The sequence below is a fragment of the Yersinia alsatica genome (genome assembly GCF_902170305.1).
GTDB classification, from domain to species: domain Bacteria; phylum Pseudomonadota; class Gammaproteobacteria; order Enterobacterales; family Enterobacteriaceae; genus Yersinia; species Yersinia alsatica.
Genome location: NZ_CABHWW010000014.1, coordinates 224281 through 248479 on the forward strand (window position 1 = coordinate 224281; position 24199 = coordinate 248479).

Genomic DNA, 24199 nt, shown 5'->3' on the forward strand with positions numbered 1-24199 from the left:
CACTATGTATCAGATTGATTATAATAGTTATCGCTCTGTTAAGGGGTTTAATTTTCGCGTCAGATTTTTAGTGCTTCATTATACTTCGGAGAACTTTTCAGATTCGATGGCTTCTCTAACAGGGGATAAGGTCAGTGTCCAATATCTGGTGCCAGATATTACTGATGAGAGCTATATTCAGGCTGGATTTAAAGATATACGCATCTTTAATCTCGTGGATGAGAGTGCGCGCGCCTGGCATGCTGGCGAGAGTGGCTGGGCAGGGCGTACTCAAATTAATGATAGCTCGGTTGGTATTGAAATTGTCAATTTGGCAACTGAAAGTAAAGGTGTTTTTAATTTTCCACCTTATCCAGCTGAACAAATTGCCGCCGTCAAACAGCTGGCCGCCAATATTTTACAACGTTACCCCGATATCACCCCGGTCAATGTGGTGGCTCACTCTGACATTGCCCCCACCCGAAAAAGTGACCCAGGCCCAGCCTTCCCTTGGCAGGAGTTATATGAAGCGGGAATAGGGGCTTGGTATGATGATGATACCAGGCAAAAATACTCTCAAAACTTTATATCCCATGGCTTGCCGACCAGAGCGGAACTGCTCAGTCACTTCAGTACTTATGGTTATGATATTACTTACACTAACAGTGAAGATGGCTATAAATATCTGGTGCGTGCATTCCAGCTACACTTCCGCCCCGAAAATTACAGTGGAATAATTGATATTGAAACTGCTGCGATTTTATATGCTCTAGTAGAGAAGTATTTTCAGGCAATTTAGTGAGTTTTCGGGTTGTACGTGGCAAGAATGCCGGTAGCAAGAAAATGTTCACTTAATAACAGTCACTCACTCTCGGCTTATTGCTAAAAGTGAGTGACTCTCTTTACGCTTTAATCAGTTTTAATAAGGCTGCCAACTGTTCGCGATGGAGCCCACTAATTTCATTACTGGCTGAGTAACCTTCGTTGTGAATAATCATTTCACCTAAACCAACCAGCCAATCATAAATATAAAATGCGGTGTTATTGGTTGGGGTGAGCGCCAGTTTTGTTAATCGATGTGATGCCCCCAGAGGAGAGGCTGACTTAGGCGGCTGAACAAAAATCTTATAGCCACGATTAATTCGGCTGTTAGGGCGCTGATCTTCACTGATTTGTAAGAAGCCGAGCCAGGCAACAAAATCCCCTAATACGCTGAGGGCGCGGGATACCTGACGATCAGCTTTGGTTTCGCGTTGCAAACCCACAGGTTCGCTGTCTGCCAGTGTCTTGATCAACTGCCCGACGATATTTAAGCGGATACTGGCGGTAATTAGTTCCGCAACCAGCAATTCAACCGTGGGCTTATTAATGCCCAGTAATTCGATCAACGGCCCATTTTCCGGCAATTGCCGTAAGTGATTGACCCAGTAACGGTGTACTTTGGCAGCATATTCCGCGTCATAGTCACTCCCGAGCTGTGTCGCAGTCGCGGTGGGTATTTCAAAGGCAACAGGTTGGTCGCTGAATAAATCGATATCAATACCAATGCTAAAAGGTTCTGTGTTAGCGGTCGGGATTTTCAATTCAGCCGCGTGACTCTGCTGTTGCAAATACAAACCACGTAAATCATCACGAGAGGGTAATAAACGTTCTAATAACTCGCCATGTAGGCCAGTGCGGGTTTGCAGTGCTTTAAGCAATGTCTCAGCAATAAGCTGTTTTTGCTGTGATTCATTCGCTTCAGGTTGATACCAACCCGCTAGCACATTCTCTGTCAGTTCCCGTTGCAGTTCATGGAGTTGCTCGGTAAGACGCTCAGTTTTAATATCTCGGCGAACTTCCTGAGCCAGATAAGCCACCATCCGTTCAATGCCACGAGTATCCAGTGCCAGCATAGTACCCCAGCTATCCCCGGGGTTTCCCACGTAACGTTGAACCGCTTCGTCATGGTTTTTTGCACCATCCGCAACCATGCGCTGATCAAAAGGTGTTAATGCCCAGATAAGCCCCGGGTTTCGCCGCGAACGGACTTGGCTATTCTCACCTTGAGACTGCTTAACCCAATAATCCAGCTTCTTACCAACCGTTTTCACTGCGTCGCGTTGAGCCGCCGCATTGCAAACCAATAACAGATTGATTTGTTGTTTGTCAGTGTAACGCTCCAGCAAGTAGGCATTTTTAGCTTGCGACAACCCAGCAGCTAGCGGGTAAGTGGGGTGCTCAGGGACAGCATTGTCAAGCGCAGCACTAAAATCAGGAAAATCTAATAAGTCGATTGATTCAAATACATTTTCTGCTGCCGACATCGGCAGCGGGATCTGTAACTCGACCGACAATAAAGTTAATTCAGCAAGTGACAACGTCACTGAATCATTAACGGTATCGTCTGCGACAGGCAGCACTTGGATATGGCTATCAGCAGGGGTGTTAAGGTCGCCAAGTGTGGCGATATTCATGATGCCGTTGGCCGGCAACAGCATATCATCGACTAATACACTCAGCGGTGCCAGTAATTGCGGCGCGCCGCCCAAATGCTGCAATGTATAGGCGAAATGGCGATAAGCCTCGGTCAGTGGCTGAGATTCGGCCCACAGCAGTGAGAATAGGCGGGCACGGTCATCAATACTCAAATAAGGGGCAAGTTCAGTCGCCATGGGCCAAAAATGTGCCGCCAATATTTTCTGCCGTGATGTGTCATGGCGAACCAAATAGTCCCAGAGGCTAATAACATCATCACTGGTTATGCCAGCAACAACAGCAGGTTGTTTGCGCATCACCAACTGTTGTAGATGGTCGTTAATATGCTGCTCATCCAAAGTATTTTCGTGAGTCTCTTGCCGTTGGCTTTTCGTTTGATTTTCCAGCAAAAAAACACTGGTGACTATCTTAAGAAGATCCACTTCACTCAGCAGCGAAAGCTGCACCGGATGGCTCTGGTGATGAGCTATTGTTGGGCTCATTCCGGTCTGATAGCTAAAGCGAGTGACCAGACCGCTGGCTTGATACCCCGGTTTGATTTGCTGCCAAAAGTCGAGAGTTTTCCCCATCAACGTCGTTTCCAGTCGGCCATGTTCATTCGGCATCAGCGCTGAAATAAGGTGCTGTTTCCCGGCGGATGACTGGCCAAAAAAGCCAATACTCATGGCTGTTAATGACGTCGCTGCTAAATGGCGCGCTTTATTACGATGGCGGCGTAATTTGATGGTCAGTTGGTCAGCTTCGATATCCAGACGAATAGCATGTTGGCGCGTATTGTTAATCCAATCAATAGTCTGATCAATGCCTTGAGTCACCTGCTGAAGCTGGCTATTGAGCTGAAGGTTGGTTAATGATTTCATTTTCTAAATACGCTCCCACTATCAATCCAATAATGGGTTGATGCTGAACCATTGCTGGCTAAGGTGTTTAGCTTAAGACGCAGATGATGCGATGGAACGCGGCTACCATCTTGCAATACCGCATCAGCTATCTCAAAACGCTCGGGGCCACTGTTTTTATCAATCCTGCTTTTATCAACCCAGCTTTTATCAACCCATGAATTATCGCCTGTTGCCAGTTTCAATCTGACATGCAACACACTATCCCCAGCGACTTTGCGCGCCAATTCTTGATCAACAATCGACAAGCTATAAAGGGGCGAAGCCGGCCAGCGGTCGTTATCGAGTTGACGGAATCCAAGGCACAATGTGCCTCTTACTTGAAAGCGGACCTCAGATGGCAAGGTATAATCTGCGCTATCAAGATCAATATCGCGATAGTAGACATTTTCATCAGTCAGGGCGTCGCTATTGTCCAGCATACCAAGATAGCGAATAGTCGAATAAGGCTGGAAATCGCCCGCTTTAAAGTAAAAACCGGCCAGTCGCAAATCCAGTGCCAACAAACACAGCATGGCTCCCACTGCTGCCGTAGATTTCGGGTTCTCAATACGGCCTTGTTTACTAAACGGGTACCAATCACTGGTATGGTATCCATCCAGTGAAAGAATACGGTTGTTAGGCAGCGGTTGTAGATGGCGGAACAGGGCTTGAATACCGGGGAAGCGCGAAGGGCGGCCGGTCAATAACAGCACATCACAGCTATAGAGCGACACCACTTCCGACAGCGAACGCAGATTTTGCGTAATGCTCATCCGGTTAGATAAAAACTCGCCGTGCAATTTACTTAATTTCAATACTAACGGCACCTGCAAGATATCAAACTCAGCCGCATCGGCAGGCAGCTCGCGCTGAACCTCACTGTTGATATACTCCAGAACTTTCGCAGTCGGTTGTTGGGATAATAACTCACCGAAATTGGCCTCAATTTCTGCATTGGTATCCAATGGATCAAAGCTTTCATAAGCTTCCAGAATTGCCCGACCAACTGGCATAAATATCTGTAATGTAGCTTGCTGCCGCAGTGCTGATTGCCCGTCCATGCGACCATCATTACCGAACAACTTATCCATCAACACATCAGTATTGGCGACGGCGGCTTTCTTAAGATGCGCCTGAAGTGCGGGCAAAATATAGAGCTGAATAACATCCAGCAAAATATCGTCGCCAGCCACTTTAAATCCTTCACGGAACAATAAACGTGGGCTGATTTTGACATTATTCCCCATGCCGCCATCCAACCAATATTGGGTGATAGCCAAGTCGGTGGTGCCGCCGCCAATATCAATTGAGGCAATGCGTAAGGTTTTCCCTGCGCTTTCTCCGGCTTCAAGTTGCTTATCAGGCCGGGCCATGCTGGCAAAGAAAGCAGCGGTGCGCCCACCGAAGTTAACCTGCGTTTCGTTATACAGATAAACCATTTGGCCACAGGTGGCTTCATCCCATTCCATCTGGACACTGGGTACTGGGACTGAGCTTTTGGCGCGGTCTGCTTCGGAGACAAAGTTATCATCAGCCGGATGCCAGCCCATAGATTTCCATACCAGTGCAATGGCTTCCTTCATCCGACGACGGAAAATCTCGCGTTCCGGTTTTGGCATCGCCGAAGGCAGCGTCAGAATAATGGCGCGTAATTGACGTGGAGCATTGGCATGGGTCATTTTCAGCCGCTGTGCCGCACTGTTTATTTGCATCAGTGCCTGCGCTAATAACTCCGATAACATGAAGGTCATCAATGAGCTGCGGCTATAGTGCGGCGAAAATACCGGCAGCCGATCATCCAGCGGCAAGCTATATAAAGGTTGGCCGTCATCATTGACCAAATTAGTCAGCGGCGGTGCGGTAGCCAGTGGTTCATCGGTCTGTGTGGATTGAGTTTCATTAAATCGCCAGCCTGGGGTATAGGTCTCTTCATCCCATAAATAGCGGCGCGGACTGGAAATCCCAGTAGAACCTTCGGTTCCTAAGCGATGCAGCGCCATTCGACTCGCTTCACTACCCACCCGGGTTATTGCAGGCCAAATAAAGGCATCGTCGCGACCACTCTCCACCGAGAAATTCTGCTTGCCGAATTTGGCTTGCGCGAATTCAACCCGGCTTTCAAACAGTTCGTTATACAGATGATGAGGTTCGCTTAAGTCACGTATTTGCAATTCGTAAGTCTGTTTTAGGCCATTACTTTCATCGGCATGGTCTTCAACTAAAATACCGCAAGTATGTGAGTTACCGACATCAAGAATAAGGTCAACATTCACCGCCGGTTCTTGCAGGGTGCTGGTATTGATTTTAATTTCCGGTACACCAACTTGGTTGCCCAGTAATTCGAGCAAGTTAAGGTAGTGGGCCTGATATTCAAATTCACGCAGTGAAGCACTGATATGCCGCGCAGTACGTTCTTCCTGCTCAGAAGCTTGCTGGATAAACACTTCACGTAACCAGCCATCTACCCAGGTTAAATCCAGAAACTCAGCTAACTCTTCATTATGGTAGGCTAGGGCAAAACTCAGTCCGGTCTTAATATCGTTCTCATTCGGCGCCAGATATTCGTTAGCATGACCTTCAGGATAAACTTTGGTATCAAAGGCCAGTGTCACCCGCAAAGTATTGCCATCTTGATCTGGGCTATCCAAGACTAAAATTTGCATTCTGGCCCAGTTATCTGGCCCATTAATGAAAGTGCGTGGCGGATTAAAACGCAAGAAAGGCAAGGGGAGCCAAATCTTATTCAGCAACTTCAGCGATTGTTCTAGCGGGAAGCTAAATTCAGGTTTAACAATCTCAGGCGCGGCACCCGGCACCATAAGAGAATATTTACCATTATGTTCATTATAATTCAGTCGCAGCAGTGGGCCGTTTGCACTTTTACGGACGAATTTATTGGGCAGTTCAGTCTCTAATTCAGGTTTTAAAGCGAAGTCCAAAAACTGGATGCCACTATTCTGAATCAGCGTAATTTTCTGTTTATAGTCAGTGATCGTTGCCAGCATAATATTATTTAGTCTCACGCTTCATCGTCATTGGAAGGGTCGTATTGGCATCATAACGGCCTTTACAATCGGCAATACCGCTAGCACCTTGCTTACAGACCAGCTCAGGCATTTGATATTTTGACCCATCACTACACTGTGCTCGGTAACGGCTATTGATCACCAAGTTGCCCGACTTCATCAGCCCGGCAGTAATATTGGCGCGACAAGTGACATTATCGCCGTGGGTTATTTTGGCAGTACCTTTCCCATTCTTAATCTGATATTTCAAGCTTGGTGCTTTACCCGTATGGGCGGTTTTAATATCCGGGCTAACACGCCAGTTGCCATTCAGGAAGGTGGTAGAGCCAACCTTGACGGCATCGGAGGGTAATATCAGCGCACTTTTACTCTGTGCCTCAGTTAATACCGGCACGACGACAGACTCGGTAATAACCGCGGCCGGAGTGACGATGGTGGCATTTTCCAACGGCAGTTGTGGCTCAATGGCGGGTTGCACAATCTTGGTAATTGGCGCGGTAACTGGCGGAGTAACCTCCTGAATTTTAGGCGTTTTATCTTCAGCAGACACGGCTTTAACTTCGGGTGCCGCAGAGGCTCTCTCTGGCATGCTGCCGCTAAATTGCACGATTAAAGCGATCATTAACGCCAGTGCCGGTAACATCCAACTTAATCGTAACCAGCGAGATGATTTTTTTACCTCGGTAACTGGCGGTGCGAGTTCACTCACCGGCTCGGGCGGTATCTCTGGCGCAATATCGGCTTGAGGAGGTAGCTCAATAGCGGCAACAGTGGCAGGGGCCACCGAGGTAATGGGCGCAGGCGGAGTGGCGCTCAGTGTCGAGAAAATCGGTTCACTGTTTTCTGCCGTCTCGCGTAAACAATCCAATGGGTCAGTGCGTGTTTTCTTATCCTGACTGACAAATCCCCAGAACGTCAGCACTGGCTTGCCAGCAACTAAATACACGTGGTTTTGATCAGGAAACTGCATGGCTTTAGCGAGCAACACGCCAAATAGTCGTTGCGCCGCTTTATCTGATTGCTGTGCTCGTTGGCAGAGGTCATTGACACTCGACAGACACGCCGACAATTGCTTAATGGCGGCTTTGCGCTCAGTGGTGCTGGCGGCTATCCATGAGGTGACTTTACCGTCAATCGGGGAATACCAGTCAATACGATCGCCTTGTTCATTGAGCTGAGGAATTGCCAGACAATCAGCAATATGCTGCTGTTTTTTAAGGCGTAATGCTTCTCTTATCTGAAGTGCAGCCGCATAAACCGGCTGCCCGTTTTCGCCCAATGCCAGAATATCGGCCAAACTACCACTGCGTAAAAATAATTTTGCCACGCAAAAGAGACCTTTGTAATGAAACCCAAGGCAGAAAATAATGTGTTATCTGCGACAGCCTATACTTTAGTGCGCAACAGTAGGAATCAAACGGCGGAATAAGTGGCAAAATGCCCCGTTGTTTGCTGGAAACGTGTTCGGCAATTAACCCGGTAGCCTTCGTTACAGGGTATCGCTTCTTACTCGCAGTACTTGGATTACTGAGAAAGTATTTTGCCAATTCCCGCATAGAGAGAGCTACCTCTGTCGAGATTTATTGCGTAAGCTCTAGCAAAGTCATGGGAACGCGTATTGCAAGCAAGGAGATACTTTGAATCAGTCATCCACTACAACTCATCTCTCGGCCATTGAGGCCATAGAGCGATTGGAGACGTTATACGAGTCGGCGCTGGCGGCATTGCGTGATGCCATCAGCGACTATATTCGTGATGGTTCTTTGCCGGATGCAGGTGATAGGGCCAGAGGTTTATTCTCATATCCGCAGATCAGTGTCAGTTGGGATGGGCGGTTGCGTGACCTCCAGCGCACTCGTGCTTATGGGCGCTTCTCGCGCACCGGCCAATACAGCACCACTATCACGCGGCCTGCCTTGTTCAAACCCTATTTAACGGAGCAACTGACTTTACTCGAAAACGAGTATGGTGCAGTGTTTGAAGTGACACCGTCACAACAGCAGATGCCATATCCGTTCGTGATTGATGGCTCCGACCTTGTTCTTGACCGCTCAATGACCGCGGGGCTGGCTCAACACTTCCCAACCACAGATTTGGCGATGATTGGCGATGGTATCACTGATGGTATTGATACTCTCACCGCCGACTTCCCACTGTCGCATTTTGATGCGCTGCGTACCGACTTTTCACTGGCGCGCTTGAAACACTATACCGGCACCCCGGCAGAACATATTCAGCCCTATATTCTGTTTACCAATTACAGCCGCTATGTTGATGAGTTTGTCAGCTGGGCCTGCGAGCAAATTCTAGACCCGACCAGCCCTTACAAAGCTTTATCCTGCGCCGGTGGGAGCTATATAACGGCAGAAAATGCGGATCCTGACAAAACCACTTCCGATCTGGCGTGGAAAAAGTACCAGATGCCGGCTTATCATTTAATGGCTGAAAGTGGGCATGGTATTACGCTGGTGAATATTGGGGTCGGCCCATCCAACGCCAAAACTATTTGTGACCATCTGGCCGTCATGCGGCCCCATGCCTGGTTGATGATTGGGCACTGTGGCGGTTTACGTGAGAGCCAGGCGATTGGCGATTATGTACTGGCTCATGCTTATTTACGTGATGACCATGTTCTGGACGCGGTGTTGCCCCCAGATATCCCCATCCCCAGTATTGCGGAAGTGCAGCGAGCACTCTATGACGCCACTAAAGCGGTGAGTGGCATGCCGGGAGTTGAAGTCAAACAGCGGTTACGTACCGGAACCGTGGTGACCTCGGATGATCGTAACTGGGAGCTGCGTTTTTCTGCTTCTGCATTGCGCTTCAGCTTAAGTCGTGCGGTGGCCGTGGATATGGAAAGTGCCACTATTGCCGCGCAAGGTTATCGTTTCCGCGTGCCTTATGGCACCTTACTGTGTGTCTCCGATAAACCGCTGCATGGCGAAATTAAGCTACCGGGTCAGGCTAATCACTTCTATGAAGGGGCGATTTCTGAGCACCTGCAAATTGGTATCCGGGCGATAGATTTGCTGCGCGCCGAAGGGGATCAACTGCATTCCCGCAAGCTGCGCACCTTTAACGAGCCGCCATTCCGTTAATCTCAGCACCTAATCACTGGCAAAGCATCGGATCCATTGATGCTTTGTCAGTTACTCATTAGTAATCATCTTAATAAAGTTATCCCGCACCACGTCCGTAATGGCATCATTCCAGGCGATCCCAACAGGCCAACTGAGGTTATTGCCACTCAGTGGCATAATATTGAGGGTAGCAGGGGCGATATGCACCACACTGTGTGGCAATAGTGCCACTCCGATACCGGCAACCACCAGTGCGAGTATGGTCTGAATATCTTCCACTTCTTGCATCTGCGGGGCATAAAGTTGGTTTGACTGCAAAAACAGGTCAATTTGCGCATTTAATCCACGCCCGCGCGCACTATATAACCGCAGCAACGGCAGCTGTTTTAGCCAGGCATCGAGTGTTAGTGCTGTATTTTGGGGCGTAACCAGCACCAGTTGGTCGTCAAATAAGGGATGAAAATGTAGCGATGCTGTAGGCGGCATTCGCACAAAGCCAACTTGCAGTTCACCACCGGTCAATAATGCATATTGTTGGGCCGAGGGAATATCCTCCAACGTCATGGTGATAGCCGGATATTGTTGTCTGAATTTTGCGATACAGTTCGGCGCAGTATAAAAAGTCGATAATCCAAAACCTACCGCTATGAATCCTTCCATTCCCTGCGCCACTCGCGCCGCATGCTGTACAAAAAAGTCAGACTGATTGACCACTTTTTCCGCCTCGGAAAGCAGTTGCTGCCCACTTCGCGTCAGTTCCGCACCATGACGCCCGCGAGAAAATAACTGCAGATTAAGCATTGATTCCAATAAGTTAATCTGCTTACTCAACGCCGGTTGTGTGACGCAAAGTGCTTGCGCCGCCTCGCTGTAGTTGCCTTTCTCGGCGAGCATAACAAAAGCTTTTAGCAATTTGAGATTCACATTCCATTCCTATTGGTAATCAATAAAGGAAAATCATTCATTATAAAGTTATCAATACGGCTGCTGTAATAGCAATGATAAACATCAACAGCGGCTAACCTTGGAGGTTAATGTGACTGAATCACAATTGATAACCGCAGCAACAGTGCAGTTCCAGCATCAGGCCAACAACAAGCAATATAATCTATTGGTTATTGAGAAGTTTATTGAACAGGCAGCAGTGCAAAATATCCAAATATTGGCCTTTCCAGAGATGTGCATTACCGGCTATTGGCATGTGCCGAAATTGACGGCAGCACAGGTCAGTGCTCTGGCCGAGACCATTGACAGCAGCCCCTCGATTGCCTTAGTGCGCGCTTTAGCGGTGAAGCATCAAATGCTCATTGGCGTCGGCCTGATTGAATTGGCTGATGATGGGCGGCTCTATAATGCTTATGTGGCCTGCATGCCGGATGGATCTCTGCACACTCACCGCAAGCTGCATGCCTTTGAGCATCCGGCGATCAGTAGCGGCGATTCTTATACTGTGTTTGACACGCCATGGGGAGTCAAAGTCGGGATTCTCATCTGTTGGGATAACAATTTGGTGGAAAATGTCCGCGCCACCACTTTATTAGGGGCCGATATATTATTAGCGCCACATCAGACTGGGGGAACACATTCACGCAGCCCATATGGTATGAAGCCCATTCAACTGGCGTTATGGGAGCAACGGATTGAAAGAAAACAGGAAATGACTGCGGCCATTCGCGGAATCAATGGTCGAGAATGGTTAATGCGCTGGCTACCGGCGCGAGCACATGACAATGGCCTATTTATTCTGTTTAGTAATGGTATTGGCGCGGATGATGATGAGGTCCGTACCGGCAATGCCATGATATTGGACCCTTACGGCCGTATCATCAATGAGACCTGGGAAGCGGCGGATATGATGGTCAGTGCCAAACTGGATCTCTCATTGATCCCACTGAGCACCGGTCGTCGTTGGATTTATGGCCGCCGCCCAGAGCTATATACTCTTTTGACTGAGCGGCAAGGTTATGAGCGGGATGCCATTAGCGCGCGTTTTTCCACTGAAGTTACCGACCTGAAGCACCCCTAACTGAGCCGTAACTAGCCGCAAGGCAGGGGGGCTTAAAATACCTGCCTAGCGGCGAACCCCGGTGCCAATGCTGATGCTGGAGATGCCACTCGAACCGCCGCTCACCCCAACATGGCCGGTATTCGCGCAGGCAATCAGTAACAATGTAATCATCACAATGGTTAACTTTTTCATTCGGTTTCCTGGGTTCACGAGCAAGCTATGGGTGCAGTGGCGGCAACCAAAGCTGGCATATCCATAATGATATTTATCTTAATTATATCAAACTATGATTAATGCTGATCGGGTGCCAAAAAAGCTTTGAATTGTGGCGTCATTACCGCCGTGAATCCTTGGTCAGTTTTAGTAATCAAATACACCGCTAGCCCTTTGCTTTCTGCCAATCTCAGGGCTTTTTCGGTTCCCAGCACCATCAGCCCGGTATCCCAGCCATCGGCTTCTAACGCGGTGGTCGCAATCACTGTGGCGGACACCAATCTATGGTTAATAGGGCGGCCAGTGGCCGGGTCCAACACATGAGAATAACGTTGGCCTCCTTGCTCAAAATAGTTGCGATAACTGCCTGAAGTGCTGATGCTGTAGCCTTGCAGGTCAACCAGCGCCTGCACGGCATTTTCCTGATCTGTCGGTTTCTGAATGGCGACACGCCATGGCTGCCCCTGACCATTAACGCCACGGGAAGAGACCGCGCCCCCCACCGAGACTAAATAGTTGGTAATTCCTTTTCGCATCATCAGGTTAACTAATAGATCAACACCATAGCCTTCTCCCATGGTCGAGAGATCAACATATAAATCAGGTAAGTCTTTCTGCAACCATTCACCACGGTTATCACTGATAAGCGTCAAATGCTGTAAGCCAACCTGTTGGCGTGCGCTATCTATCTGATCTTGAGTGGGTATCTGCGTTGGTTGCTTCTCTGGGCCAAATCCCCATAAGTTCACCAGCGGGCCAACAGTGATATTCATCGCGCCGTCGGTATCACGACCAATACGCTGAGCCAGCAAAATAATATCCGCCATACCACGGGGAATCGGCTGGGGTTCAGACCCACGATACTGATTAAAGCGGGAAAGCACCGACGTTTGGCGATAGGTCGAAATATCATTATTGGCTTGCTCCAACAGCGCATCTATCTCTTGTTGTAGCTGATGTGGGTTGGGGGTGGTTGCCCCACTGATTTTGACACTGTAGAAGGTCCCCATGGTTTTACCTTCAATATCAATTTGTTGCCGGGTTTCAGTATCATTACAGGCGGTCAGCAGGCCCAGTACCGCGCTCAGTAATAATCCGTTGGCAAAAAGGTGTGCCATGGGAACGTCCTTACAAGAAAAATAGTTAGAGCGGGATTATATGCTTTTCATCTAACAGCTGAATAGGTCGTAGTGATTGCCAGATACAGCGCAAATGTATAGTCGCCATGGGCGGATTCAACCAGATTAGTGACAGTATCTGTTTAATAATCAGATTAATCCTTTCGCCATCAATCAAGAGAATCCCTATGCACTTTACTCAAGCCATTGCCAGACTCCCTGCTGACACTTGCGGCAGCGGCCAGACGACCTCAAAATTGGGTGCGCCAAATATTGCGGCAACCGGCCGCCAGTTCTTGGCCTATGTGGATACTTTGCTGCGTCTTGGCCTGAAAGTGACTATTTTACCGGCAGCGCCAGCATTTCCAGATGCGCACTTTGTGGAAGATACCGCGGTTGTGATGCCGGAACTGGCGGTGATAACCCACCCCGGCGCGCCGAGTCGTCAGGGAGAAGTTGACACCATTGAGCCACTATTTACGGATCGCCCCGTTTTTCGTATGAGTCAGCAGGGTCATCTTGATGGCGGTGATGTTCTGTTAGTGGATAAACAGTTTTTTATCGGGTTAACTTCTCGGACCGATGAGGTGGGAATCAGTGAATTTTCTTCCGCGGTCGGGCGCTATGGCTATCGAGTGACCACCATCGAAGTGAGTGCTGGCCTGCACCTGAAATCTATTGTGAACTACGTGGGGCGCAACACATTATTGCTGACTGAGGATTATCAACAGCATCCCGCATTTGCCCATTTTAATACCATTGTTATTCCCGAGGCCGAATCTTACGCGGGTAATACCTTATGGATCAATGATACGCTGATTACACCTCAAGGTTATCCTTATACGTTGGCACAAATTGAAAAGCTGGGAATGCCCATTGTGCAACTTGATACCAGTGAATTTAAGAAGATGGATGGCGGCTTAACTTGCCTCTCACTGCGTTTCTAACCCTTTTTATCTCTGACTATTCACCATCTCTATTATTTGCCACCAACGGGATCTTAACGATGAAAAAGACATTAGCTGCATTATTGACTGGCCTGATACTTTCCGCTCCCGTGGCGGCTCAGACGATTGACACTATCAGTTTTGGGGTTGATGGGGGATATCCACCTTTTGACGTGCTGGCGCCTAGCGGCGAGATCACCGGTTTTGATATCGATATTGCCAATGCACTGTGTGACAATTTGCATGCCAAATGTGTCTTCGTCAAACAGCCGTTTGAGAGCATGATTGCGGCCCTCAATGCCCGTAAGTTTGATGCCATTATTGCGTCACTCAGTATTACAGAAGAGCGTAAAAAAGAAGTCGATTTTACTGACCGCTATTACCGCAGCGCCGCCCAGTTAGTCGCGCGCAAGGGCAGCCCATTGACACCTGATGTAGCCACGCTGAAAGGTAAAACGGTTGGCGTGCAAACCGGTTCTATCCATGAAACCTATGCGAAAAAGCATTGGGCTGGGCAGGGCATAAAAATTGTTTCTTATGCTAACCAAGATAATGTGTATCTGGATCTGATGTCCGGGCGAATTAATGCTTCGCTACAAGATAATATTCAGGCTGCCAGTAGCTTTATTGATACGCCACGCGGGCAGAAATTTGCCTTTGCCGGTCCGGTGATTCAAGACGAAACCATCTCTACGGATGTCGGCATTGCGGTGGGTAAAGATAACCCGGCATTACGCGATGCCCTTAATGGTGCGATTAAGGCTATCCGCGCGGATGGTACTTATGACGCTATTGTGAAAAAGTATTTTAGTTTCGATATTTACGGTAACTAATTTTTGCTCCAGCCGGGTGGCGTGCTGAAACGCCCGGTTGCAGTTTCTCAGCATGGGGAGGCCGATAATGGTAACAGACTATTTGCCGTTACTGGCACAGGGGGCGGGGTTATCGCTGTGTGTGATGCTGCTTTCATTGGCGGTGGCGCTGATTCTCGGGCTGATTAATGCGGTGATCAAACTGTTTGGCCCGCGCTGGTTACGTTGGATATCAACCGGATACACCACCTTGGTGCGCGGTATTCCTGAGCTGGTGATCATGCTGTTGCTGTTTTTTGGCGGCGAAATGCTGGTTAACGGTTTTTTGAGCTTATTGGGGTTAGGGCCGGTTCGCTTCAATACCTTTATTTCCGGGGTGCTGGCGATTGGCATTGTGTTTGGCGCTTATTACACCGAAACCTTCCGTGGCGCTTTTCAAACGGTTGATCGCGGACAGCTCGAGGCTGCGGTGGCTTACGGTATGCGGCCCGCTCAAGTATTCCGCCGCATTATGCTGCCGCAAATGCTCAGTTTTGCTATTCCCGGCATTAACAATAACTGGTTGGGTTTGATGAAAGCCTCGGCATTAATCTCTATTTTGGGCTTAGAAGATATGGTGTGGCTGGCTGAGCAAGCCGGGCGGGCGACCCAAAAACCTTTCTTGTTCTACTTCTTGGTGGCGATGATTTATATGGTTATCACCGCACTTTCCAGTTGGGGCTTCAGCTTGCTAGCACGGCGCTATGCGCTATCAACCTCAACGGCGAGGGCGCGCTAATGAATCTGCAAACGGTACTGGAAGCCATACCCACATTTCTGTATAGCGACGGTTCTGATACCACCGGGCTGGCCATGACTGCCAAACTGTTTTTGTTGTCGGTATTCCCCGGTCTGCTATTGGCGCTGTTAATGGCTATCGGGCAAGCATTTGGCCCACGCCCACTGGCTTGGTTGATCCGCAGTGTGACCTATTTCTTTCGCAGTACGCCGCTCTATCTGCAATTAATGCTGATTTATTATGGCCTTTCGCAGTTTGATATTGTGCAATTGGGCTGGCAGGATGACCAACCCTTCTGGTTGCTGTTCCGCGATGCCACATTCTGTGCCGTGCTGGCCTTGGTGCTCAATACCAGTGCTTATGTTGCCGAATTATTAGCTGGCATGATGGTGACATTTCCCCGTCAGGAGTGGGTGGCTGGCGAGGCATTTGGCATGACTCAGTGGCAAATCATCCGTCGGCTGGTACTGCCTGCGACCTTGCGCCGTGGTATTCCAGCGCTGAATAACGAAATGGTATTCCTGTTGCACGCGACCTCCCTTGCCAGCACGGTCACCTTGCTGGATATCACCGGCGTCGCCCGTGCTTTCTATGCCGCAACTTATTCACCCTTTATCCCATTCTTGATGGCCGCAGCCCTTTATCTGCTCTGTACCTTTATATTGATATTCTTGTTTTCGCGCGCGGAACGGCGCTGGTTGGCATTTGCCCGCCACGATTGAGGTGGCAGGCTGACCAGAGATTTAGGAACGTTTAATCGCTTGCAGCTCGGTGATGGTAACAATTTTATCGACGCGGAATTTTTTGCTGGTCAGCCAGGTATCGGCCAGTAAGCGGTAGTGTTCCATGTTGCGGCAGCCAATGCGTAGCAGGAAATCGAAACTACCGCCGACGAGCCAGCAATCCAGCACTTCGGGGGTTTTACGGACCTCTTGTTCAAAGGCTGCTTGGGAGTGACCGTGGTCAGCCAGCGCAATTTGCGCTTGGATCACAAATGCGTGCTCCGGCTCCGGTAACTCAATAATCGCGCTGTAGCCACGAATAATACCGGCGCGCTCCAGTAGCCGAACACGCTCCAGACAGGGGCGGGCGGTCAGATTGACCTGTTCAGACAGCTTCTGATAAGAGATACGACCATCCTGGCTCAGGATTTCAAGGATTTTTTTGTCAATTCGGTCAAGCCGGGCTTTCTTTTCCACAGATAGGACGTCCAATGAAAATCAATCACCATAAGTTACCTGAACATACCCTGAGTGGGCAGCGTCAATTAACCAGTTTTCACTTTGGCCAACCGGGTGTGGGCGAGAAAATCTACCTTCAGGCTGGCCTGCATGCCGATGAACTGCCCGGTATGCTGGTATTACATTATCTTAAAAGATTACTGAGTCAGGCGGAACGGCGGGCCGAAATTCAGAGCGAAATAATTATTGTGCCAATCGCTAACCCGGCCGGTATTGCGCAAGTGCTGCTTAACAGTGGAATCGGCCGTTTTGATCTGGTCAGCGGGCGCAATTTTAATCGTGATTTTCCTGATCTGGCTAAGTTGCTTCAGCAGCGGCTGGGCCACCAGACATTAAGTCAAGAAAGCCATCAGCTGCGGCAACAGATACGCCGCGAAATGGTTGATGCCTTACAAAATTTGCCTGCTAACAGTGAAGTGGATGCTTTACGGCAACATTTACTGATGTTGGCTTGTGATGCGGATCTGGTGCTGGATCTGCATTGTGATGATAGTGCCATTTTGCACTTATATGCCGATCCCGCCTGGCGTGAGTCGGTCGATACACTCGCGCGCTTTTTGCATATCGACACCGTGTTGCTGTCACAAGATAGCGGCGGTGGCTCCTTTGATGAAGCTTGCGGCTTGCCGTGGCACCGGCTGGCGCAGCAGCCAGATTTAAGTGCGCTGGCCCCGGCTTGCATGGCGGTCACCGTGGAGTTGCGAGGGCAGCAAGATGTCAGCCACGCGTTAGCCAGTGCGGATGCCGAACGTATTTACCACTATTTGCAGTATCGGGGGGCCATTGCCGGGGCCAAGCCAGATATCCCGCAGCGCGACGTGGTGATGTTGCCATTTTCCGCCGGAGAAATTGTCACCGTACCCGCCAGCGGCCTGTTGCTGCTAGTGCGTCAACCGGGCGACTGGGTCGGCAAAGATGAAGTGGTGGCTGAAATCATTGACCCCATAACTGATACCGTGAAAGCCGTACGGGCGAAAGCCGGGGGCATTATCTATGCCAGTCGTCGCGCGCCGTTTGTGACCTTGGGGGCTGAAGTCATGAAAATCGCCGGGAAAACACCCTATGCCGGCGGCGGGGAAGTGGCGTCGTGATTGGGTAGTGCAACGCTAGGAGAACCTCGAAGGTAAAGGTTCGATAAATTAGGGGCCGTTTACGGTCCTATTCTTATTAAGAATGACTATTCAATCTAAAAAATCGGTGCAGTTAATTCTGTCCGAGAATTGGATATGTTTATTTCAAATAATGGGCATCGTACTTCGATTCGATAGATGACAACATACCTAAAAACTTAAATGGATCCAATGAGTTGATCCCCCCCCTCTCTTGTTTAATTTCAATAGGCATATTACCAACGTCACACCATTGTAGAATACCCGCAGCATCAATATAAGCTCTCGATTTACCTTTATTATCAAAGTGAAGACAATAAGGTACATCAATAATACCCAAGCTAAATGCTTTGAGTATTGCCTCGCCAACATCAGAATCTAAATTCAGAACATGGCTTATTATATTAGTCGCTTCAGTATAAATTTCATGAAAAAATAAAGTACTGTCTTTATATGAATTGTACTCCCCCAGTGAATCCCAATGTTTACGGGCCCTTTCGAGGGAAGCAATATTTTCGACAATTGTCGGTATACGAAAAGCTTCTTTTACCGTTTTGGTGATCAGCCTTTCAGCATGACCATATTTACAGATTTCAACGCTGGCCTTCAGTAGGTCTGTCGCCCCTTCGATGGTTTTTGGGAAAACCCCCATATAGGTATACACAACAACATGCCATTCAGCCTTTTTAAGCCATTTCGTTGCCAATTCACGTAATGCACGAACTGCGCCGATATCTTGGCTGACCGATGTCTGCTGCGCATAGCTTAAAGAAAGACTGGTCAACCCATAACGTTCAAAAAAAACCCCTTCAATAATAGCAAGAGCCACTAGCAAGCCCGGCGGACACATTTGCCCAAGCATACATCCGCCAAAACTCTCAATATGGAGAGGTCCAAACGCCCCTCCTATTGCAGCCATGTTTACACATTGTCTCCAAGAATTTACGGCGTCCTTCAACGGAGTACGGCTATATGGCAAGCAATACGAAATTGGGCCACCTTCGGTTGCCATAACACCACTTTCCACAAGACATTCAAATATGTGGTTAGGCAGAGAACTACCATGCCTGACTTGAACCATAAAATAGTCATCTTGAATGGTATTAAGTAAATCAATACATTTTCTAGAACCATGATTAATGATCGGATAACCATTTAATATATGCCCAGCATCCAGACTTTTTTGAGCATTTACAATATCATCCACCCGAGTATAGCTGTCTAAAGTGATGGTACCCATCGTCGTTGCATTGGCATTTTTGACGGCTGTTAATCCATTCAGCATCTTATCTGGGCAATCAAACCCCATACGAGGTTGTACCGTTAACATGCCGTTTCGATTGGCTTGGGTGACAATTTGGTTAAAATCCATGATAAGTATTTTCCCTGTTTATTCACTTGTCAGTAGCGCCAGAAAATCATCAAAGGAATCTCCCTGCTGGCTGTCGTCATAAACTGCATCAAACCCTTCTGATAGTAATTCTTTGATATAAGCCACATTGCCCGCACCTGCTGTCCCCAGTTTTCCGCCGATAAAGCAGGGAAGGTGACAAGTCAGTTTATGTTCCCTGATTTTTTTGATCAGGCGTCGACCATCAATATGTCCATGACCATTCACACTGCTAATAACCAGCATGTCAATATCTTCAGAAATGCAATTCTCAATAATCAATTCATCAGGAGTACAGGCTCCTAAATTCACTACTGAGTGGCCATAATGCTCAATCAACAATTGGATAAAAACCAGGTTCCATGTGTGGGAGTCTGAAGATATGCCTGTGAGTAAAATCTTCAGTGGTTTCTCAATCGTTAGTTTTTTGTTTCTTATAAAGCTAATGTGTTGACTCATATTCTTATCACCATAAGCATATAAACTATTTAAAATAATTTAACTATTCATATAAATAAAAGTCAAAAAATACCACCGCGCCACCTTGGGTGGCAATTATTTATTTGATAAATAAAGATGAATATAATATTAACGCCACGCGCCGTCTTATTTTAATATTAATTTATTTACACCATAAAAAGCCTGTGATAAGTTCTGTAACACTTTAAGTACATATAAAACCAACCAAATATCAACAAACAATTCATTGATGCCATAGGCTATTAGGGGGTTGCGTGAGAGTTCTTGTTCTTCACTGTGTACGCTATGAATCAATCCTTTACCATTTAGCAATTGACCATCAAAACAATGATGTCGTGTATATTGGCCTGCCTGATAAATTAGCTGATATTCCTAGCAACCTCCGGTGTGAGAAAGTTAGTATCACTGGCGAAAAAGCACTGTATGAAGAAGTCGAGTCCTGGCTAACGGATCACCCTCAAAAATTTGATAAGCTTATTTCAGTTTCTGAGTTTGAATTGCTGACAGCGGCAAAACTCCGTGAGCGTTTCGGTATTAACGGGGCTAATTATGCACAAACAGAAAAGGTGCGTAATAAAGTGATTATGAAGCAGTGTGTGCAAAATGCGGGCATTCGCACTCCCCGCTTTGCTCATCTAACACACTGGTTTAAGGATCAAACGGTATTTCCTGTTGCAGGCAAAGTGGTCATTAAACCACTGGATGGTGCTTCCTCAAAGTACGTGACTATTTTTGCCACAGCAGAAAGCGCATTTGATACCTTAACTCAACGCACAACTGGAGTTCCTCAGCTTGATGCCGGTCAATATGATAATTTCGAGATAGAGGAATATTGTTCTGGGCCAATACTGCATATTGATGGCATTGTCAGCAACGATAAAATATTGATTATTATTGCCAGCCGATATATTAATTCTCTGCTTGATTTCGCCAATGGTACACCTTCCGGATCAGTTCAATTTGAAACGGATAAAGTATTCGAGAACTGGGTCAGTACAATTCTTGCTGCGACCGAAATTCATAACGGGGCGTTCCATTTGGAAGCAATTGAAACTGACAATGGCAACGTCTTTTTGGAGATCGCTCATCGGGTAGGGGGAGCTAGAATATCGGATACCTTTGAACTAAAGACCGGTATCCACCCGTCTGTGGCAGAAATAAAAGCACATTTAGATAACGACATTCAGTTAAATATTAAGTGGGATATGGATTATTTGTACGGATGGTTTATTTTCCCCGGACACCACCTTGCGGCAGATAAATACCAAATTTCAGGACATGAATATCTACATGACCACCCAAATGTGTTGCATTTAAATCAGCTCCCCTTAGAACAGTATTTATTGAAAACTGTCACTTATAATGAAAAGCGTTTACCTCTGGCAGGCATTATCCGCGGGCAAACCACGCAAGAACTGACTAACATGCTCAATGAAATGTACTCTAGGGTGAAAATAACGAGTGCTTGAATGAAATATGGCTGATAAATATAGGGAATGTAAATGAAGCCTTTATCATCGGCAGAGTTCTTTATTAACATGGCTCGCGCCATGCTGCTACTCAGCATAGCAAAATTCATGTTTGATGAGACCGGACAGATATGGATGGTCAGTATTTCATTTATTAGTGAGATATTTATTTCTGCCTGCATGCCGCTGTTAGCAGGGAAGTATGTTGATAATCACGGCGTATCAGGTATTTTACGCGGCGTTGCTGCCATGAATATTTTCACTAGTTTGGTGACACTCTTAATTTGGTATCATGCTGGACTTTCTGCTGGACTAATACTCTTTATCTCCATTGTGTTGAGTGCGTTATGGAGAATGAGTCGGCTATGTGTATTTAATCTCATCCCAACGTTGTTAACCTTCGAAAAATTAGAATGGGGCAATGGTAAGTTGATGTTTAATTCACAATTGGGGCAATTAATTGGCATAATCAGCGCTGGGGGGTTGTTATATTTTTTAAATTTTCCCACAGTAATCGGTGTTGTCTCTGTTTGCTTTATTATGGCAGCAATCGGTTATATTCAGGCAACATTGTTACCGACACATAATGGACCAGCAACGGAATTAAAACGTTTACACTTACCACAAACTATCAACAGCCTGATCAGTGCTTGCAAGCGATACGGGCTATTATTTGTGATCAGTGATTTTGATTTTACTGTTCTGGCAATATTCAATATCTTGTTAGCTTCTATCGTGTCTGAGAACTTCGGTGGCAATGCCTTATGGATGTCGGGTATTGATGCATGCTATGCCCTTGGTGCTATTACCGGTGGAGCGCTTGTCAGCCATTGGCAAGTTAAAACACGATACTGGCATGTTACATCAGTACAGCTGATATTTTTAGTATGGCTGGGAACGTCAGCCGCTATTACAACTAGTTATCTTATTATTATCGCTTCATTCATTATGGGATACTTTACCAGTTTTTCCGGTATTTATTGGCGTACGTTCTTGCAGCAAAAGCTACCCACTGAAATACGTGGCACACTGACTGGTGTAAAGTTTATTTTATCTTCTCTGTGGATAGGCATGGTCAGTTTATTCATTTCATGGATACATCAATTTGGCTTTGATAAGGCTATTTACAGCTCTTTAGCTATTGTTACCTTGCAATTATTAATTTTGAGTTATTACAAAAAAACTCACCTCACACAGAAAAGAAAATTCGCTAAGCAGCACAATTGAAAATTAAAGTTTCGTTCTGATTTAAAATTTAATAATACCCCGTGGTTAAACAACAACTGAGTTAACGTACTGATTTTATTTTTATTTAACTTTAACAAGGAGTATTATTATGTCACGAAAAGATATTAATACTACAAAAGATTACTTTAAATCAGTATTGATTGGACATGGTGATAATGACTATGAAAAATACATGAATACTGAATTTTTATTATCTTTACAAAGAAGTTCTGATGAGTGGATTCATCGGGATGAGCTTCTTTTTCAGATTATTCACCAATCTACCGAATTGTGGTTGAAGCTGAGTAATGAAGAGTTAAAAGAAGCGATCAAACTACTTGAAGAACATAGTTTATCACACGCGACAGCACTCATTCAGCGTGCTTCACAATGTATTCGCTCTATTACAGAACAGTTGGAAATACTGACACATATGACGCCATACGATTTCTTTAGGATCCGTCCAATATTGGGTAACGGCTCTGGGTTGGAGTCCCCTGGCTGGAAAAACGTCAATACTATTGGCCGAGAAATGGCAAAAACAATAAACAACTATCTTGACGAAACTGAAACCGATCTGATTAAGGTTTATACCCAACAGACACACAGCGAAATATTTAATCTTTGCGAAGCGCTTATTAGCTGGGATGAGTGGGTTTCATTATGGCGTACCCGTCACTATAAAGTAGCTGTTAGGACGATCGGGCACAAAACCGTTGGAACCAAAGGTACACCGGTCGACAAATTAGCACAATTGATCGGTCATAAATATTTCCCTCGTCTCTGGCAATTACGCTCAGAACTGGTGGAGGAGTATTGATATTTATGCAACCGATGTTGACGCCATCATACTTTCGACAACAATATTTTCCTCAGCTTGAGAGCCTGCACTGGTTAGCGAGTTGTAGTCTTTCGACCCCGTCATCTTTGTTGACAGAAAAAATGCAGGTGATGTTGGACGTAATGGCAAAACCACATTTGGCTTGGGACTTTTTTGAGAGCGAAATTGAGAGTGTGCGTCATAAAATCGCGAGACTTATCAATGCACAACCGCAGCAAATTGCGCTACTTCCTAATGCATCTGCCTGTGCCTTCCAAATTATCAGTACGCTAAAGTCATCCGCCACTGTTCGTCTGTGGTACTGCGACAAAGAGTTCCCGTCCATTGCCAACGTGTGGCAGGCCCAAGCAACATGCGGAGCTTTGATCAGTCATGGTAGTGAACATAAGCTGCTCGAGGCTGGGTTAAATGGCGAGAGTCAGGATCTTATCTCAACGCCACTGGTGGGATATTTACAGGGAGATTTGCTCCCTGTAGACGAATTGATTCATTTGAACAAAAACAGTCCTGCCAGAGTCGCTGTTGATGCCTATCAAGCGCTGGGCGTCATCCCTATCGACGTCCAAGCCTTGCGTTGTGACTACCTGTTTGGCGGTATGATGAAATATCTTTTCGGATTGCCGGGGTTAGCATTTTTGTATGTGCGGGATTTGTCAATTGCCAAGCTTAAGCCCCAATTTACGGGTTGGTTCGCCAGACGTGATCCTTTTGATTTCGAACCTCATGTACTCGATTTTTCCGCTGATGCTCGTCGCTTTGAAACTGGGACGCCAGCCGTTCCTGCGATCCTTGCAGCGCAAGCTGGGTTATCTCTACTCGAGCAAACAAACGCACTGGCTATCAGGCAACATATCATGGGTTTGATTGAGTATGCTGCTCACCTGCTACAACAGCAGGGGGAGCAATTGTTCGGTTATTCCTGCGCCCGCCAGCATGGCGCTCACCTGGCATTACATGATGCAGCCCCCCATAAGTTGGCTCAGTTTCTTGAACAATACGCCATCGTTACCAGCCCTCGCGGAAAGGTATTGCGCTTATCCATTCACTATTTCAATAGCACAGATGATATCGATGCTGTCTGCCTGCGTTTGCGGCAATACCGCCGTTCTAATCGATGAGATA

General features: G+C 47.1%; 21 protein-coding genes. 12 read left to right on the forward strand and 9 right to left on the reverse strand.

Features of this window, described 5'->3' with window-relative positions:
* Positions 1 to 4: 4 nt before the first annotated feature.
* Positions 5 to 778, forward strand: coding sequence for an N-acetylmuramoyl-L-alanine amidase (locus FTA96_RS10550; RefSeq protein WP_145573758.1), 774 nt, complete (start codon positions 5 to 7; stop codon positions 776 to 778).
* Positions 779 to 881: 103 nt separating this feature from the next.
* On the opposite strand, the gene FTA96_RS10555 is transcribed toward FTA96_RS10550, so the two are convergent.
* The 3 genes from FTA96_RS10555 to FTA96_RS10565 are packed head-to-tail and all read right to left on the reverse strand — an operon-like array spanning position 882 to position 7691.
* On the reverse strand, positions 882 to 3317 hold the full coding sequence (locus FTA96_RS10555) for a putative virulence factor (RefSeq protein ID WP_145573760.1): 2436 nt from the start codon (positions 3315 to 3317) through the stop codon (positions 882 to 884).
* Positions 3314 to 6343: a virulence factor SrfB gene (locus FTA96_RS10560; protein ID WP_145534510.1), complete on the reverse strand. Its 3030-nt coding sequence runs from the start codon at positions 6341 to 6343 to the stop codon at positions 3314 to 3316. Before FTA96_RS10560 ends, FTA96_RS10555 begins: the two co-directional genes overlap by 4 nt.
* 4 nt (positions 6344 to 6347) lie before the next feature.
* Positions 6348 to 7691, reverse strand: coding sequence for an SrfA family protein (locus FTA96_RS10565; RefSeq protein WP_186372870.1), 1344 nt, complete (start codon positions 7689 to 7691; stop codon positions 6348 to 6350).
* Between the two features lie 310 nt (positions 7692 to 8001).
* On the opposite strand from FTA96_RS10565, the gene FTA96_RS10570 reads away from it, so the two are divergent.
* Complete coding sequence (locus FTA96_RS10570) at positions 8002 to 9462, forward strand: AMP nucleosidase (RefSeq protein ID WP_050107033.1); 1461 nt, start codon at positions 8002 to 8004, stop codon at positions 9460 to 9462.
* 51 nt (positions 9463 to 9513) lie between these two features.
* On the opposite strand, the gene FTA96_RS10575 is transcribed toward FTA96_RS10570, so the two are convergent.
* Complete coding sequence (locus FTA96_RS10575; RefSeq protein WP_145573762.1) at positions 9514 to 10368, reverse strand: LysR family transcriptional regulator; 855 nt, start codon at positions 10366 to 10368, stop codon at positions 9514 to 9516.
* Positions 10369 to 10480: 112 nt separating this feature from the next.
* Between FTA96_RS10575 and FTA96_RS10580 the strand changes: the two genes are divergently transcribed.
* A complete protein-coding gene (locus FTA96_RS10580; RefSeq protein WP_145573764.1) occupies positions 10481 to 11470 on the forward strand; it encodes a nitrilase family protein in 990 nt (329 codons plus the stop codon).
* 45 nt (positions 11471 to 11515) lie between these two features.
* Here the strand turns inward: FTA96_RS10580 and FTA96_RS23695 are convergent, their stop codons facing one another.
* On the reverse strand, positions 11516 to 11644 hold the full coding sequence (locus FTA96_RS23695; RefSeq protein ID WP_256967494.1) for a hypothetical protein: 129 nt from the start codon (positions 11642 to 11644) through the stop codon (positions 11516 to 11518).
* 98 nt (positions 11645 to 11742) lie between these two features.
* Entirely contained in the window at positions 11743 to 12783 is a 1041-nt protein-coding gene (gene apbE / locus FTA96_RS10585; RefSeq protein ID WP_145573766.1) for an FAD:protein FMN transferase ApbE, read from the reverse strand.
* A gap of 188 nt (positions 12784 to 12971) precedes the next feature.
* Between apbE and FTA96_RS10590 the strand changes: the two genes are divergently transcribed.
* The 4 genes from FTA96_RS10590 to FTA96_RS10605 all read left to right on the forward strand — a co-directional run bounded on the left by FTA96_RS10590 (position 12972) and on the right by FTA96_RS10605 (position 16042).
* A complete protein-coding gene (locus FTA96_RS10590) occupies positions 12972 to 13730 on the forward strand; it encodes a dimethylarginine dimethylaminohydrolase family protein (protein ID WP_145573767.1) in 759 nt (252 codons plus the stop codon).
* 59 nt (positions 13731 to 13789) lie between these two features.
* The gene (locus tag FTA96_RS10595) at positions 13790 to 14563 is read left to right on the forward strand and encodes an ABC transporter substrate-binding protein (protein WP_050107025.1); all 774 of its coding nucleotides are present in this window, start codon (positions 13790 to 13792) and stop codon (positions 14561 to 14563) included.
* Between the two features lie 67 nt (positions 14564 to 14630).
* A complete protein-coding gene (locus tag FTA96_RS10600; protein WP_050134467.1) occupies positions 14631 to 15320 on the forward strand; it encodes an ABC transporter permease in 690 nt (229 codons plus the stop codon).
* A complete protein-coding gene (locus tag FTA96_RS10605; RefSeq protein WP_050107022.1) occupies positions 15320 to 16042 on the forward strand; it encodes an ABC transporter permease in 723 nt (240 codons plus the stop codon). The genes FTA96_RS10600 and FTA96_RS10605 overlap by 1 nt, the downstream gene beginning before the upstream one ends.
* A gap of 21 nt (positions 16043 to 16063) precedes the next feature.
* On the opposite strand, the gene FTA96_RS10610 is transcribed toward FTA96_RS10605, so the two are convergent.
* Positions 16064 to 16519, reverse strand: coding sequence for an Lrp/AsnC family transcriptional regulator (locus FTA96_RS10610; RefSeq protein WP_032913178.1), 456 nt, complete (start codon positions 16517 to 16519; stop codon positions 16064 to 16066).
* A gap of 14 nt (positions 16520 to 16533) precedes the next feature.
* On the opposite strand from FTA96_RS10610, the gene FTA96_RS10615 reads away from it, so the two are divergent.
* Entirely contained in the window at positions 16534 to 17652 is a 1119-nt protein-coding gene (locus tag FTA96_RS10615) for a succinylglutamate desuccinylase/aspartoacylase family protein (protein WP_145573769.1), read from the forward strand.
* Positions 17653 to 17791: 139 nt separating this feature from the next.
* Here the strand turns inward: FTA96_RS10615 and FTA96_RS10620 are convergent, their stop codons facing one another.
* A complete protein-coding gene (locus tag FTA96_RS10620; RefSeq protein WP_050151204.1) occupies positions 17792 to 19042 on the reverse strand; it encodes a hypothetical protein in 1251 nt (416 codons plus the stop codon).
* An 18-nt stretch (positions 19043 to 19060) separates the two neighbouring features.
* Positions 19061 to 19519 carry a cobalamin B12-binding domain-containing protein gene (locus FTA96_RS10625; RefSeq protein ID WP_050151205.1) on the reverse strand — a complete coding sequence of 153 codons (459 nt, stop codon included), beginning with the start codon at positions 19517 to 19519 and terminating at the stop codon, positions 19061 to 19063.
* Between the two features lie 275 nt (positions 19520 to 19794).
* Between FTA96_RS10625 and FTA96_RS10630 the strand changes: the two genes are divergently transcribed.
* The 4 genes from FTA96_RS10630 to FTA96_RS10645 all read left to right on the forward strand — a co-directional run bounded on the left by FTA96_RS10630 (position 19795) and on the right by FTA96_RS10645 (position 24195).
* The gene (locus tag FTA96_RS10630; protein WP_057632543.1) at positions 19795 to 21009 is read left to right on the forward strand and encodes an ATP-grasp domain-containing protein; all 1215 of its coding nucleotides are present in this window, start codon (positions 19795 to 19797) and stop codon (positions 21007 to 21009) included.
* A 33-nt stretch (positions 21010 to 21042) separates the two neighbouring features.
* Positions 21043 to 22236 (forward strand): MFS transporter, encoded by a 1194-nt coding sequence (locus FTA96_RS10635; protein ID WP_145573771.1) that lies wholly within the window; start codon positions 21043 to 21045, stop codon positions 22234 to 22236.
* A 109-nt stretch (positions 22237 to 22345) separates the two neighbouring features.
* Entirely contained in the window at positions 22346 to 23056 is a 711-nt protein-coding gene (locus tag FTA96_RS10640; protein WP_050151207.1) for a tryptophan 2,3-dioxygenase family protein, read from the forward strand.
* A gap of 143 nt (positions 23057 to 23199) precedes the next feature.
* Positions 23200 to 24195 carry an aminotransferase class V-fold PLP-dependent enzyme gene (locus FTA96_RS10645; protein WP_186371325.1) on the forward strand — a complete coding sequence of 332 codons (996 nt, stop codon included), beginning with the start codon at positions 23200 to 23202 and terminating at the stop codon, positions 24193 to 24195.
* The last annotated feature ends 4 nt before the right edge of the window (positions 24196 to 24199 follow it).